At 42.7% G+C, this 14,937-nt stretch carries 13 protein-coding genes; 5 read left to right on the forward strand and 8 right to left on the reverse strand.

Annotated features, from left to right (window positions below; all coding sequences use genetic code 11):
* Nucleotides 1–388 precede the first annotated feature (388 nt).
* The 3 genes from ACM0OS_RS04200 to ACM0OS_RS04210 all read right to left on the reverse strand — a co-directional run bounded on the left by ACM0OS_RS04200 (nt 389) and on the right by ACM0OS_RS04210 (nt 4,436).
* Nucleotides 389–802 carry a hypothetical protein gene (locus ACM0OS_RS04200; protein ID WP_414541906.1) on the reverse strand — a complete coding sequence of 138 codons (414 nt, stop codon included), beginning with the start codon at nt 800–802 and terminating at the stop codon, nt 389–391.
* An 87-nt stretch (nt 803–889) separates the two neighbouring features.
* Nucleotides 890–2,023, reverse strand: coding sequence for a DNA replication/repair protein RecF (recF, locus tag ACM0OS_RS04205; RefSeq protein WP_414541907.1), 1,134 nt, complete (start codon nt 2,021–2,023; stop codon nt 890–892).
* A 142-nt stretch (nt 2,024–2,165) separates the two neighbouring features.
* Nucleotides 2,166–4,436 carry a transglycosylase domain-containing protein gene (locus ACM0OS_RS04210; RefSeq protein ID WP_414541908.1) on the reverse strand — a complete coding sequence of 757 codons (2,271 nt, stop codon included), beginning with the start codon at nt 4,434–4,436 and terminating at the stop codon, nt 2,166–2,168.
* Between the two features lie 440 nt (nt 4,437–4,876).
* Between ACM0OS_RS04210 and ACM0OS_RS04215 the strand changes: the two genes are divergently transcribed.
* The gene (locus ACM0OS_RS04215) at nt 4,877–5,464 is read left to right on the forward strand and encodes a hypothetical protein (RefSeq protein WP_414541909.1); all 588 of its coding nucleotides are present in this window, start codon (nt 4,877–4,879) and stop codon (nt 5,462–5,464) included.
* Nucleotides 5,465–5,596: 132 nt separating this feature from the next.
* Here ACM0OS_RS04215 and lspA read toward each other — a convergent pair whose 3' ends face one another.
* Both lspA and ACM0OS_RS04225 read right to left on the reverse strand, forming a co-directional pair.
* The gene (gene lspA / locus ACM0OS_RS04220) at nt 5,597–6,073 is read right to left on the reverse strand and encodes a signal peptidase II (RefSeq protein WP_414541910.1); all 477 of its coding nucleotides are present in this window, start codon (nt 6,071–6,073) and stop codon (nt 5,597–5,599) included.
* A 167-nt stretch (nt 6,074–6,240) separates the two neighbouring features.
* A complete protein-coding gene (locus tag ACM0OS_RS04225; RefSeq protein ID WP_414541911.1) occupies nt 6,241–6,828 on the reverse strand; it encodes a biotin transporter BioY in 588 nt (195 codons plus the stop codon).
* A 1,051-nt stretch (nt 6,829–7,879) separates the two neighbouring features.
* On the opposite strand from ACM0OS_RS04225, the gene pstS reads away from it, so the two are divergent.
* The 4 genes from pstS (at nt 7,880) to pstB (ending at nt 11,949) form a co-directional block, all read left to right on the forward strand.
* Nucleotides 7,880–8,986, forward strand: a complete 1,107-nt coding sequence (gene pstS / locus ACM0OS_RS04230; RefSeq protein WP_414541912.1) for a phosphate ABC transporter substrate-binding protein PstS — start codon at nt 7,880–7,882, stop codon at nt 8,984–8,986.
* A 115-nt stretch (nt 8,987–9,101) separates the two neighbouring features.
* The gene (gene pstC, locus ACM0OS_RS04235; RefSeq protein ID WP_414541913.1) at nt 9,102–10,067 is read left to right on the forward strand and encodes a phosphate ABC transporter permease subunit PstC; all 966 of its coding nucleotides are present in this window, start codon (nt 9,102–9,104) and stop codon (nt 10,065–10,067) included.
* 68 nt (nt 10,068–10,135) lie between these two features.
* A complete protein-coding gene (pstA, locus tag ACM0OS_RS04240; RefSeq protein WP_414541914.1) occupies nt 10,136–11,041 on the forward strand; it encodes a phosphate ABC transporter permease PstA in 906 nt (301 codons plus the stop codon).
* 104 nt (nt 11,042–11,145) lie between these two features.
* Nucleotides 11,146–11,949, forward strand: coding sequence for a phosphate ABC transporter ATP-binding protein PstB (gene pstB / locus ACM0OS_RS04245; protein ID WP_414541915.1), 804 nt, complete (start codon nt 11,146–11,148; stop codon nt 11,947–11,949).
* A 19-nt stretch (nt 11,950–11,968) separates the two neighbouring features.
* On the opposite strand, the gene ACM0OS_RS04250 is transcribed toward pstB, so the two are convergent.
* The 3 genes from ACM0OS_RS04250 to ACM0OS_RS04260 form a co-directional block, all read right to left on the reverse strand.
* Complete coding sequence (locus tag ACM0OS_RS04250; protein WP_414541916.1) at nt 11,969–12,259, reverse strand: DUF3131 domain-containing protein; 291 nt, start codon at nt 12,257–12,259, stop codon at nt 11,969–11,971.
* Nucleotides 12,260–12,463: 204 nt separating this feature from the next.
* Nucleotides 12,464–13,918, reverse strand: coding sequence for a DUF3131 domain-containing protein (locus ACM0OS_RS04255; RefSeq protein ID WP_414541917.1), 1,455 nt, complete (start codon nt 13,916–13,918; stop codon nt 12,464–12,466).
* A gap of 137 nt (nt 13,919–14,055) precedes the next feature.
* Nucleotides 14,056–14,487 (reverse strand): hypothetical protein, encoded by a 432-nt coding sequence (locus ACM0OS_RS04260; RefSeq protein WP_414541918.1) that lies wholly within the window; start codon nt 14,485–14,487, stop codon nt 14,056–14,058.
* Nucleotides 14,488–14,937: the final 450 nt, after the last annotated feature.

Here is a 14,937-nt window from a genome sequence, read left to right on the forward strand (position 1 = left end):
TAGGGAGTAGGGAGTAGGGAGTAGGGAGTAGGGAGTAGGGAGTAGGGAGTAGGGAATAAGCCTTTTCAATTGGTACTTAATTTGTTCAAAAATCAAATAGGAATCCTATATGATGATTGACAATATAAAATAAACTTTTAGTAGAAATAGAAATTAGTGCAAAATATACTTCATCAAAGATGTGATAATTTTAAACTTAAATGATTATTATCAATGAATGTAAATTAGGTAATACTTACGCACTCGCCACGCAAATCCCGGCATTGAGATTACTTCCCTACGGTCACAATGACGGAAATAAGTGGTTAATTACCTAAGTCCTGTTAGGTTATAATTCCCAATCTTTAAATTAAATAAATTGGTAATCTAGAATAGAATGTACATTGCATTATTTAAACAATGCCAGAGCCTGAGCAAAAATCGGTTCTTTTGCTCTAGTTTCTAGAATTGATTTAACTAAATAAATAAAACCCCAATCTGGTTGATGATCATTATCAATTGTTTTAGTCGCGGCATAAAAGCCAACATCATTCAAACATAATTCGTTAGTAGTACCAGTTTGCCATTCTGGTTTTCTTTTATCCCAAGAAAGAGATTTACCTCTTAATGTAAATTGAAACCATAATATTTCATCATTATTGCATTCAAAAAACATATCAAAATAAGGTTCCTCGCCCTGAAACCAAATTTTAGTATGACCTGCTTGATGACCCGGTTTAAGTAGCTTTTGCTCAATTTCTCGAAGGGAAGCCCCTAGTGAGGCAATCTCATTTTTATCCATAACATGATTTTTTTTGAGCATAAATTAGGTTTTTTTCAAGAAGAGATTGGGTATAGATCAACAAAATTTGGATAGCAATCTAAAATCTAATTCTCTAGCCCATAGCCCCTACTCCCTACTCCCCACTCCCGATAATATTTCCCCTGATTTAACAAACAGAATTTGCGAAGAATTTAACCACTGGGCATCAAAAGAACTCAAGTGAGTGGTAGTGATCAGAGTTTGAAAACGGTCTTGAATAGCATCAAGTAATTGATTTTGGCGGGACGGATCTAATTCAGCTAGGACATCATCAAGTAGGAGCAATGGAGGCTCTTGAATAACTTCTTCAATTAGTTGTAATTCTGCTAATTTGAGAGCTAGTACTAGGGTTCGTTGCTGACCTTGAGAACCGTATTGACGTGCAGGTGTTTGATTAATAATTAATTCTACTTCGTCACGATGGGGGCCGACAAGGGTAGTACCTCGGGAGAGTTCGGCCGCAGATCGTTGTTGAATTTTGGTTAAAAAAGCTTGTTTTATAACTTCTGGTTGGTTTTCCTCTAAAGGTACACTAGGCAAATAATTGATTTGCAAGACTTCGGTACTACCGCTAATACTAGCGTGCCAAGCCGCAGCGATGGGAGCAAGTCTTTGAAGAGCGCGATCGCGTCTTCTAATTACCTTAGTACCAGTAGTAACTAATTGAGCATCCCAGATAGCAAGTGCTGATTGCTGAGTCTTAAGTGCTGAGTCTTGATTTTGCTTTAAAAAAGCATTGCGCTGACGTAATACTTGGTTATATTGCTGCAAAAGATGAGCATAAATTGGTTCCAGTTGAATTAACAGTGTATCGAGCCAGTTACGACGATGATCAGGGCCACCCCGCACCAAGTCTAAATCCAAACTAGAAAACTGCACCGCATTCAGCATCCCCAGAAAATCTATTTGTCGGCGCATAGATTCGCTATTAATAGCCACAGTCCGACGACCATTGCGACGGAGAGTGAGAGTTAAATCATGGGTACCTGCTTGTCGTTCTAGAGTGGCATGAATTTGAGCTATATCCTCACCTTCTTGAACGAAATCACGATCGCGCCCCATGCGATGCGATCGCAATGTTGCCAGTAACTCCACAGCCTCCAATAAATTGGATTTTCCCTGAGCATTATTACCCACCAAAATTGTTTTGGCAGCAGTAAACTCAACCTTTTGGTCTTGGTAATTACGAAAATGTTTCAGGTGTAGGTTTTTTAGATACATAAGGGATTGGGGAAATCGGGGCCTCCTCTGGAAGGGGATAAGGGGACAAGGGGACAAGGCAATAGGGAAAATGTTGGTCATAGCTAGAAGTTTTTCCCCCCTGCTCCCTGCCCCCTGCCCCCCTGCTTCTTCTCCCTACTCCCTATCTTGTAATTTGCCTCATGTAATTTCCCCACAACTGAGCGGCTTGGGCGCTGCTTCCAGATGTGGGGGAATTATTGTCGTTACCTAACCAAATACCCGTGACAAGTCGCCGATTGGGAATAAAGCCTATGTACCATAGGTCAACGTTTTTGTCAGTTGTGCCAGTTTTACCGCCTTCTCCTAACCCAATTGCAGCAGCTCGTCCAGTACCATTAGTGACTACTTGACGCATCATCCGGGTCATTTCATCGGCTACCCCTGTGGGTATAGCTTGCCTATTTGCTTCCCGATTTTGGTCGAAGCTATATATGACACGGCAGGTTTTTAAGTTTTCGCGATCGCTACAATCACTACTGTCTAAAATTCTAGTAATTGCATGGGGTGGATTCCAGACTCCACGATTGCTAATAGCACCAAAAGCACCTGTCATTTCTAATACATTAACAACGCTTTGACCTAGTACTAACCCAGGAACAGCTTCCAGTGACGACTTGACACCTAAACGCCTAGCCATAGACACTACTTGATTTAACCCTACTTCCTGGGCGATTCGCAAAGCGATGGGATTTTCCGAAAGCGCTAGCCCTACAGTCATATTTAAAAAATTGCCGGCGCCAGTTCTACATGGTCTATAAGTGAAGCCTTGCCAGGGCATAGCAGCACAAGAATAAGTCTTGGAGGCTGGTATCCCCTTTTCTAGAGCAGCAGCGTAGGCAAAGACCTTGAAGGTAGAACCTGGTTGTCTTTGGGCTTGAACAGCACGATTAAATTGGCTGGTTCTAAAATCAGTCCCACCCACCATAGATAAAATGCTGCCTGTTGTGGAGTCTAAAGTAACGATCGCTCCTTGGGAAAAACGCAGAGTTGAACCGGCGTTGTTGACAGCACTACGCAAAGATGTTTCTGCTTGAGCTTGAATTGCTGGATCAAGTTGGGTTTCGATGATATAGTTCCCTTCTCTGGCTGCTCCTACCCCCAAAATTGATTCCAGTTCTTGAAAGACATAATTGTAAAAGTAAGGAGCAACGGTAGCAGCTTGCTGTTCACAAACTTTGGGACTAATTTGCACTGTTGAGCGTCTAGCTCGATTAGCTTCCTCTTGTGAAATGTTGCCCTGATCTAACATCCGCCTAATTACACGATTGCGATATTCGGCGGCTTCAAATTTATTGGGGCTATTTCCACAAAAATTAAAGGCATTAGGCGCAGGTAAAATTCCCACTAATGTTGCGGCTTCTGCCAAAGTTAATTCTTTGGCTGATTTTTCAAAGTAATAACGAGCCGCATCTTCAAACCCGGATGTATTCACGCCCAGAAACACCCGATTCAAGTAAGTTAAAAGAATTTCATCTTTACTGTAAAAAGTTTCTAGCTTCAAAGAAACAACTGCTTCTCGCAGTTTACGTCCTAATGAGTCCTGAGCGCCTACATAATCGCGGAACAAGCTCCGGGCTACTTGCTGGGTAACTGTACTGGCTCCTTGCTGTACATCTCCACTACGGGTATTTACGAGTACGGCGCGCAAAATTCCCAGCGGATCAATCCCAAAGTGCCAATAGTAACGACTATCTTCTGAAGCCACCACTGCTGCGGGCAAATAAGGGCCAAATTCCTCTAAGCGCCTCATATCTACGTGAGAGGTCGTCCGAGGCTCACGCAGGGGAGTAGAACCATCACGGGCATAAATAACTATGGGGGCGCTAGTAGCTGTAGGTAGAGGTTTCACGGAAAATTTCATCCATTCTACGCCTATGACTAACGCCATCAAGGCACTAGCACCACCAATTCCATAAGCAGTCCAAGTTGCTGCTTTGAGATGTAAAGGTGGTGGATCGACGTATTGCAGTCGCACAGAAGCTGCCAGTTCTGGTGGCCCTAAAGTGAAAATATCGCCATGACGTAGTTCTAGAGAATTAACCCGCCGTTTACCACGATAAATCCCATTAGTAGAGTTTTCATCTTTAATCACAAAAGCGGGGGTGCGTTGAGTAGAATCCCGCGAAAGTGACAAGTGAATTTGGCTGACAACTGGGTTACGAATGACGATATCACAGGATTTGGAACTGCGACCAAGGAGATAGCGATCGCCTAATAGCGGATACACTTCGGCTTTATCCGCCCCCGAATCCTGCACCCATATTTCTGGGACTTTAGCATTAGGCTTGAGGGCTAACTTGGAAAAGTCAACCCTAGCTTGAATTGTATGCACTGCTTGAGTCAGTTGACCCAGTAAAGTTTGTGGTTTATGAGGAGGTTGGGGGGCACTCATCGGCTATTTACATCACAGTTATTGGCAAAAAATCGAGCGAATGACAATCTGGATATTGATCTTCCACCATTTTACTCATAAGCCAAAGCATAAATTGGCTGTACGGAATTTTGGTCGCTGCAATTTTACATCCAGATAATTTTTACTCAGAAAATGTACTTTGTGAGTTTAGTTAACTTTTGTGATCGGTAAAAATTTGTGTATTTAGTCTGTCATGCTGATTTTATCTACTATTTTTTGTAAAATAATAAGGGTTATTACTTGGGCTTTTGTGCTTCTAATAACTAACTATTAATTTATAGCAAATTTAAAGTTTACCATCTTCAGTGAGCGATATCTTTTATTGCTAAAATATACATCTTCATTTAGGAAGATTTTCTCTAATATGTTGTCTGATTTAATTGGCGGAATGTTCCGTTTCCGTTGAGGTTAATTTCAGAATGAAGGGAAAATCTCTGACCCTGATTGGTACAGCTTTGACCTTGGCACTAACTACCAATGTCGCTTTTGCTCAATCAAGTAAATCCCCCCTAACAGAATCCGATAGCTCATCTGCAAGTTCACCAACGGAAATTAAGCTTTCACTAGAAGGGATGAAAATTCTGTGTGAGCGTTCCCCCTTAAATTCCCGTTGTTCAGGGGATGGAGTCGTTCCTGATAGTACTACAGTACCATCTTCTGACACTACAACCATCCCGACACAAGAAGGCGAAATTAGACCCCAGTCTGAAACTCCAAGCGAATTTGTCCCCGCACAAGAAGGCGAAATCAGACCCCAGTCTGAGACTCCAGGCGAATTTGTCCCTGCACAAGAAGGCGAAATCAGACCCCAGTCTGAGACTCCAGGCGAATTTGTCCCTGCACAAGAAGGCGAAATCAGACCCCAGTCTGAGACTCCAGGCGAATTCGTTCCCGCACAAAAAGGCGAAATCAGACCCCAGTCTGGTACTTCTAGCGATTTGACTCCCGCACCAGGAAACTTAATGCGGCCAGAGTCTAACATTATTAGCGAACCAATGCCTCAATAAAGCAAAATTTAGCGGGACACCAACTCTCATTACAGGTGGTTGAAAGCTAAAGTATCCTTCTCTGTTGAAGAGTCTTAAAACTATGAAAATTCCACGACGCTTATTGTCAAAAAAGTCGTGGAATTTCTAATTTTAGCGTGACTGGTCACTGGAAGGCGGTGTTTTTTGCAAGGAACCAATTAGCAAACAAACAATACCAATACTAATAAATGAGTCTGCCAAATTAAAGACAGCAAAATTGATCAATCTAAAATCGAGAAAATCAACTACATAGCCTAAAACGAACCGATCAATCCCATTACCAATAGCTCCACCTAGGATTAGACCATAGCCCAACTGATCCCAACGATTTAACTCTTGACCAAACCAGGCCAACCCTATCAAAACCAAACTTACAGCTAAAGATAGCCACTTTAACCACTCTACTTTCCCACTAAACAGACTAAAAGCAGCACCAGTGTTAGTCACATAAGTCAGGTGAAAGATATCTTGTAGTATTGGTAGTGTCTGCCCCAAGCTAAAAGTTTGTACAACCCAGTATTTTGTCACTTGGTCTAAGAAAAAAGCAATAAAGGCAGCAATCCAGAAAAGACGATTTTTTAAACGCATGAAATTAGGAACTGGGGATTGGGGGCAATGGGGATAAGGGGCAATAGGGATTGGAAAGTGGCAAGATGAGGGATGATGAAGGAAATGAGGAAGAAAGATTGTGGTAATAGCCCAAATTCATCCCCTCTGCACTTCTGCCTCTAGCCTCTAGCCCCTAACCCCTAGAACTAATAAAACATTAAGTGTCTTAATAAATATGCTATTACAGTAACAGCGCAGACTACAGCTAGTTGCCCTGGCAGTGCGAACCAAGAGTATCTGAGGATTGCTTGCATCAAAGGCAAGTTTTCCCCGCCTGTCCACTGAAAAATATAACTGATGATTAAATAAGTAACACCACAAATGTGGATAGTTAACAAGCCACTAACACAACTAAAGGCAAGGGTTTCTAGTTTAGGCCTGGCTTTAAAGGCAAGCAGTCCACAAATCCAAGCTCCAGGAATAAAGCCTAGCAAATAGCCAAAGTGAGAGAATCTGACATAACCAATACCACCGCCATCGGCAAATACAGGTAGCAAGGTTAACCCCATGACTAAATAGGCGATTTGTGATAATGCGCCAGCATTTTTGCCTCCTAAACAACCTACTAACAGCACCGCACCAACTTGACAGGTGACACCTAAAGAATAAGTCTGAAATCCTTGGTCACTCCAATTCCAAGGCAAGGTGACACCATAGGCTTCGAGGAAGGTACCACCCATTGTCAGGAGCAAGCCAATCATGGACCATAGTAATTGATTGGAAGCGGCAAACATTTATTAGGCAAAAGGAAAAAGCAACAGCAACCAGTATAGGCATTAATTTAAGTCAATGAGATTTTTCCTGGTATTATGAGAATGACGTGTATTTTGACTGCCTGCTTGATTGATGATGTCCTTGTTGGCTGAGAAGTGTATATTTTTTATTTTTGATCTAAGTGTTTTTTAACAATAAATATATAGATATATCAGCAAATTAAAGTTAGGTTTGCAAACAATTTGTGTGTAAAACTTATACACAATTTTTCGTCATCAAATGACATATTTTTGCCAGTTACTCTAGGAAATTACATAAAAAATCAAATTTTGTATATCAAAAAAAATATATATTACTAGAACTTACGCACTGGCTACGAAAATCAAGGCTTTGAGATTGCTAGAGCCTCCGGCACGCTACTCGGTAATCGTAGCCATGCCCGTTAGGGCTTTACCCTACGGTTGCAATGACGAAAATACGTGGTTAGTTACGTCAGTCCTGATTATGTCTAATTACTAAATATAGGTTGTGATTTTATTTACAGAATTTCAGGAATTTGTTGCATGAATACCTCCAACCCTTGCACAGAGATAATCGTCAATTATCTGGTTTTATTGAGAGAGTCCTGTGTAGCAAGACTTTGGGATGAAAGTCGGACTAAATTCTGTAACAAAGTCGAATTTTAGTATAAATTTTATCCAGCAACAAAAAATTTATATAGAAAAATTCATCAAAAAATATCTACTTTTTTGACTTTGTTAACCTTCCGTTTACCTTTAACTCTATCTATTAGGGGTATTTTTAGTGTGGCCCACGTGAATCAATTCACGCAAAATTGACAGCAATGCTATCACGTCTACCTACATGTAATGAAAAGGAGTCGCCTAGCAGCTACAGCATCGGTGTTAAATCTGACATTGAGCCTAGCGCCTTGTGGCTGACTGTGAGCCACAGTGATTGCTGGTGGTACTACAACTGTAGACTTTGGTGCCAGTGATGTTGCCATGACCGATGAAGCAAGGTCTTTTTGATCTGAATCCGTAGTCGTTTCGCAAAGTGAACATATTTTTCATGATTCTCAATCGCAAAGTCCTTTTAGCAATCGCCTCTCTACCCATGATGTTGGTAGCAACAGCCTGTGCGCCTAGCTCGGAGCCTGGTAGCACTGGTAACGGTAGTGGGCAAAATGTATCCGCTACTGGTGAAAAAGTAACCATTAGTGGGGCTGGGGCGACATTTCCTGCACCTCTTTTTCAACGGTGGTTTGATGCCTATAATCGCCAAGTCAATCCCAATACCCAGGTGAGCTATCAGTCCATCGGCAGTGGGGCTGGTTTGGAGCAGTATATCAATGGCACCGTGGACTTTGGGGCTAGTGAAGCACCCATTACTGACTCGGCAGATCGGCTAAAATCTTTCAAAGAAAAGTACAATTACGATCCGATCCAAATTCCCATGACTGGGGGCTTTTTATCTTTCTCCTACAACTTGCCAGGAGTTGAAGACCAACAGCTAAGACTTTCCCGCACAACCTATTGTGGCATTGTCACAGGCAAAATTACTCGATGGCGTGACCCCGCGATCGCAGCGGATAACCCTGGTTTAAATATTCCTGACTTACCCGTGACCTTTGCCCATAGATCTGATGGGAGTGGCACCACATTTGTATTTACCAACCACATTCAAACTGTCTGCCCAGACTGGACATCTGGTGCAGGAACTTCAGTAGACTGGCCTGTAGGAATTGGTGGTCAAGGTAACGAAGGTGTAGCCGCCAGCATTCAGCAGAATGAAGGAGCCATTGGTTATTTATCCTATGCCTATGCTGCCCTAAACGACATCGACTCAGCTTTAATTCAAAACAAAGCCGGCACCTTTATAGCCCCATCCCCAGAAGCAGCAGGCAACGCTCTATTAGATGATCCAGTACCTGATGACTTCGCCCTTCTAGTCCCAGACCCCGCAGGTAAGGATTCCTACCCCATAGTTGGTCTAACTTGGGTGATGATCTATCGAAACTATGAAGACGATGCCAAATGGCAAGCCATGCGTAATGTCTTTGAATGGTCTTTAGGCCCAGAAGGCAAGAAATTGACAGAAGAACTTCTTTATGTTCCCCTTCCTGAACCTCTAGTAGAACGGATTAAAAAAGAATTTGACACAGTGAACGCCAAGTAAGGAACCGAGATGCTTGGGAGTGTGCTTGATGATCAAGCACTCCCAAAATAGATCCAGGATACCTGAGTTGAGACATCACCATGTAACAAAAACCTTTTATGGAGCGAAAAACGTCATGACGACGGCTGATCAATCAAGTTCATTCGCTGGGCGTAGCCTGGAAAAACAAAACAGTAAGGCTAGGGTTCTTGATGTTGGTTTTTGGGGACTAACCCTGCTACTAGCCATAAGTGCCGGAGCAGTTTTACTCTGGGTAATCGCACAGACAGCTCTAGAAGCTATACCAGCCATTCAAGAATTTGGTCTGGGTTTTATAGTCGGTACAACCTGGAATCCTGTCACCAATGTCTATGGGGTACTGCCTCAGATATATGGAACCATTGTCACCGCTTTTATTGCTTTAATAATTGCCGTCCCCCTGGGCATCGGAGTAGCAATATTTTTAACTGAAGGATTTGCTCCTTCGTGGGTGACAACTCCCATCGCCTTTGCCATTGAGCTAATCGTCGCTATTCCTAGTGTCGTTTTAGGGATTTGGGGTATTTTCGTCCTCATTCCGGTTATTAGGCCGATTTTCAGGTTTCTCAATACCTACTTTGGCTGGATTCCCATTTTCAGTGGCCGTACGCCTATAGGCAATAGCCTGCTGATTGTGGGCTTGGTACTGTCAATTATGATTGTGCCTATTATTATCTCTATTACCCGTGGCACCTTAGAAGTCCTACCTAAAGACCTCCGCAACGGTTCCTTAGCCTTGGGAGCAACCCGTTGGGAAACGATTCTCAGAGTCATGATTCCTGCTGGCTTGTCTGGCATTGTCAGTTCCGTCATGTTGGCTATGGGTCGGGCAATGGGGGAAACAATGGTCGCCGCCATGCTAGTTGGTAACGCCAACAGCATCAACATATCATGGCTTCGCCCTGGCTCAACTATCACAGGTTTAATTGCTTCCCAGTTCGGAGAAGCCGGACGCACCCAAGTTGCAGCTCTGATGTATGCGGGTTTAGTGCTAATGATTTTGTCGCTGGTGGTGAACATTTTAGCTGAGTTAATTATTCGTCGATTCCAAAATATTGAGTAAAGTGTCAGGTTTTTTCCTCAGCTTTTAAATAAGAGTGGATGCAAGATTAAGTTTACAAAATATCAATTATGGATACTTCAGGTAATCAGCCTTCCTTTGCGTATGAAGGTAATGATTTCGATATCAGTGCTAAGGGCATGGCTCCCCATCGCCGCGTTACCGAAAAGGTGTTGACGACTTTAACTATAGTCTTTGCTGCCATAGTAATTGTCCCGCTGATATGGGTTCTGGTTAGCGTGTTTCAAAAGGGTGTTGATGCTCTGGTATTTCCAGATGTTTTTACTAAGCTCCCCCCGCCTCCTGGTTTAACTGAGGGAGGTTTTGGTCATGCCATTATTGGGACTTTAATGACTCTGGGAGTTGGTACACTAATTTCAGTTCCCTTCGGTGTCATTGCTGCTGTTTACCTAGCCGAGTTTGGTCGGGGAACTAAGTTGGCTTATTTAGTGAAATTTTCCTGCAACGTACTTACTGGAGTACCGGCTATTCTCTGTGGCTTATTTGCCTATTCCATTGTGGTTAGACCTTTAGGTTCATTTTCGGCTTTTTCTGGTGGGGTAGCCTTGGCTGTGTTAATGCTCCCGATTATTATTCGGTCTACGGAAGAAGCTTTGTTGCTAGTACCTAATGATTTGCGGTTGGCATCAACGGGTATTGGTGCCACCAGATTTGAAACCGTTATCCAGATTGTGTTACCAGCGGCTTTGACTTCAATTGTTACAGGTGTAGTTTTATCTGTTGCTCGTGCATCTGGGGAAGCTGCTCCCTTGCTGTTTACTGCCTTTAACAATAATTTCTGGGCTGGGAATGTTTGGGAACCTGTGGCAACTCTGCCAGTGTTGATTTACTTTTTCTCGATTATTCCTTATAAGGCTTCCCAGTCTTTAGCTTGGGCCGCAGCCTTGGTTTTATTATCAATTGTGTTGTTGTTTAGTATTTTGGCTCGGTACTTCAGTCGGCAGAAGAAGTTCTAGCATCAGAGAAATAACATCTCTGTCTGGGCAACTCACCGAAAATCTTAGTGCAACTGGATCTCAAATACAGTTCTTGATGACAACAATCCACATTACACTCAATTATGACTACTAACATTAGTACCGTGAATGACACCCAAACTGTTTTACGGACAGAAAATCTAAATATTTACTACGGCAAGTTTTTAGCTGTGCAGAATGTTTGGCTGGACATCCCCAAAAATAAGGTGACAGCTTTTATTGGCCCTTCTGGCTGTGGTAAGAGTACCCTGCTGCGGTGTTATAACCGTCTGAATGATTTAATTGAGTCATTCCACGCAGAAGGTAAAGTTTTCTTTTACGATAAAAACTTGTATGCACCCGAAATTGATCCGGTAGTAGTGCGCCGGAAAATTGGCATGGTGTTTCAAAGACCAAACCCATTTCCGAAGACGATTTATGACAATATTACTTTTGGTGCCAAAATCAATGGCTACAAAGGTAATTTAGATGAATTAGTCGAAAAGAGTTTGCGACAAGCTGCTTTGTGGGATGAAGTCAAAGATAAATTGCGCCAAAGCGGTACATCTTTATCTGGTGGACAACAACAACGCTTGTGTATTGCGCGGGCGATCGCAGTGCAACCAGAAGTTATCCTTATGGATGAACCTTGTTCGGCTCTTGACCCTGTTTCTACTATCCGGGTAGAAGAACTCATCCACGAACTCAAAGAAAAATATACCATTGTCATCGTTACCCATAATATGCAGCAAGCAGCACGGGTATCTGATTACACGGCATTTTTTAACGTGAAAGTTGCTGAAGGTGGTCGGAGTGGCTACCTAGTTGAACACGATTCCACTGAAACTATTTTCAATAATCCTCAGCAGGAAGATACTCGTAATTACGTTAGTGGCAGATTCGGTTAGATATGATAGTTGGGAAAAACTAGGGATGCTGGACATCTCTAGTTTTATTTGGTAGTCCCAGAAACCCAATAGTTTTGAGATTTATCGGAAATAATAACCAAGGTTGATTTTGACCAGTAATTGTACTGTGGACGGTATATGGTTGCTGTTCGATTAAAGTTGTCCCCGCAGCCGTAAGAATTTTAGTTCGACGATAACGTTCAGTTTGGGCCAGGGTTGTTGGGGGAATGTAAAGTAGGAGTTGGAGGAATGTGCCGCAGAGGAATAAGGCGGTGAGTTGAAGGAGTTTTTTGGGAATGTTTTTTTGCATGGTTTGAGGGTTTATGTTTTTTTCTCACGCAAAGGCGCAGAGACGCAGAGAGTATGAGAGGATCTCTGGTAAGCCTCTATGCTTTGCGTTCTACAGCCCTTACGGGCATCGCTGCGCGCGTGCGTCTTGGTGAAGCAGTCCGGTCTTGGGGGTTTCCCCCATGAGGAACTGCTGAACCCGAAGGGCGGTTCGTAAAAAGAAGGTCTATAAGCCTGCCCAAACTGTGAGGGGTTTTCCTACTTGTTTGTAGAGTAGGCTGGTGAGAATTACGCCGTTGTTGTTGGCGGTGAGGCTTTTGTTGGGTTGGCGGAGAGATTCGTAGTAGCCGTTGTACCAACCGTTATCGGATTGCAGATTTGTTTGGACGAAGTTGGATAGTTTACGGGTGTAGTCGGTGTTATAAAGTACGTGCCAGCCGATGGCTGCTTTGGTGCTGACAAATCTTAAGTTCTGATGTTGTTCGCGGGTGTCTGTGATGGCTACCCAAGGTTCGCCGTTGACAAATAAGCTGTTGTAAACGAAGTAGGGCGCACGGTCTAGGTTGTCTTCGGTGACGGCTGTTAATTGTTTAGTGGCGCGATAACGGGCTTCTTGGGCTGCTAATATGCGATCTGCGAAGACTTTTGGTAAGGATTGAAATCCGGTTTCGATGCCATCTAATATGAAGGGTTCGCTGAGGACGTAGTTGTTTGCGCCTGATGTTTTATGGTCGCGTTTGTCGTAGGGTATGCCTTGACCGTAAAGATTGGCATAGGCGGTGTTGGTTTGATATTCTAAGGCTTCATTCACATTTAAGCCCCAGAGTTTAAGACCGTAGGCGGCATAGTTTCCATAACCTAAGCGTCCTTCTTGGTTATATTGTTCTCTGCCTTTGACGATGCTGGTACCATACATTTCACCTCTTCTAGTCAGGCGTTTAACTTGCCAATGTTGCCAAACTTCTTCGGTCTGCGATCGCAAGTTAGGATATTTTGTACCGACTATTTTTAACCACAGTGCCATTCTCCCTAAATCAATGGCTGACCAGCCAATTTCTTCGCGTTTCTCTAGTTCACCATAGTTGACGGGGACGAGGGTTTTGGCGTTATAGACTTTGTTGGGTAGTTCTTTTTTGTATAAGGGCATAGTTGCTAAGGTCTGCAACATTGTCGCCATTTTCTTGTTAAATTCTGACTCAGATACAATATTCAGTTCCTTGGCGCTGACTAAAGCCGCGATCGCAGATGCTTGATCCCACATGGTAACGGAGGTAAAGCCATCAACTGAGTTCACCAAACCTGTTTCATCGTTCCAGTTGCGTTGAAAATATGCCCAGGCTTGACGGGCGATCGCTATTTCGCCTGGGGTTAATTCTCCGACGTTGGGTGCGACATAGGGGATGAAGGAGACTGTCACTTGGTTGGGACTAATGGGGTCGCCGGGTAAAACTAAAGATTCTGCATCTAGTCTGGCCACTTCTTCTGGATCAGCTTCTGGTTCTTTCACCAGGAAAGGTTGAGTGATAGATATGTCTGGTGTTTCTACAGAGGAAATTTGAGAGCGAGTTAGATATGTAGACCAGAAATTGAGTCCAGCAATGGCGATAGCTGCTGTAACTACTCCGCCTACAGAAGCTAGTATTGATAGATTTTTTGGTGGTGGTTCAAAGTCAGATGTCATTTTTGTTTAAGTCCTTGCTGTGTTAGTTAATATACGGTTTCACAGATAATAACAATTTCATTTTGGACTGCTGGCAAATATAAAGTTATACAAAGTCTCTGGGGATTTTTTTCACGCCCAAGTACGTAGAAAATTGTTCAAAATTTAAGTCGTAATTGTCCTGTAAAGGCGTTATTGCCATAAATGTTTCCACTTATGTTACGATTGCGAACGTTACTAAATGTATAACCCAGTTCTGCTTCGATATCCGGTGCAAGTTTAGCTTTGAAGCCAGTTTGGTAGCTATTAGCGTTATCGAATTTGCCGTTTAGTCGCTGTTGTTCGAGAGTGATAGCAAAGCGACAACGCAAAGTATCAAATAAATCTCCTTCCCAACCCAACTCGGCATTATAAACTAGAAAATCTGGCGGAGAAAAATACCCACTCTGGCGTTCTACCTCGCGTGCGTAATTCCACGTAAATAAATTGGCAGAGACGGAAAATTGCCCTAATTTGCGTTCTAATCTGCTAAAAGACTGTCGTTCAGAATTACCATCGTTATAACTGCCCCAGCGATATAAGGCAAACAAACTAGTGTTGCAGTCAATTTGCCAGAATAAACTTGGCCCAAATCGCCAAGCTGTAATTTGATTGTCTAAGGTTTGAGCGTTGAATTTATAGGGGCCTTGTTCTATATTTCCTGATATAGCTAAAAATGATGTTAATTGACCATCTGGTGCAACTTTGGCGGGAGAAATAGGCGCTTCGACTTTGGCATTGAAGTTAATCGCTGTGGGTAGACGATTGAAAGTATCTATTCCTGTTGCTGTTTGTAGTGTTACATCTCCAATTTTTACTTCCCAGCCTACTTGTAAGGGAATGTTTGTAATTGATTCAATTAAATTGAACAGATTGTTTATACAACATTAATTAATAAATCCTTGAATTTAGATACTTGTATAAATAGATAAAAAATTTATAACAAGAGATGGCAAATTTGGAGTAGTGAACTATACTTAGCAACGGGTAATAACTTCATT

The organism is Nostoc sp. CCY0012 (assembly GCF_963920855.1).
GTDB lineage: Bacteria > Cyanobacteriota > Cyanobacteriia > Cyanobacteriales > Nostocaceae > Cyanocohniella.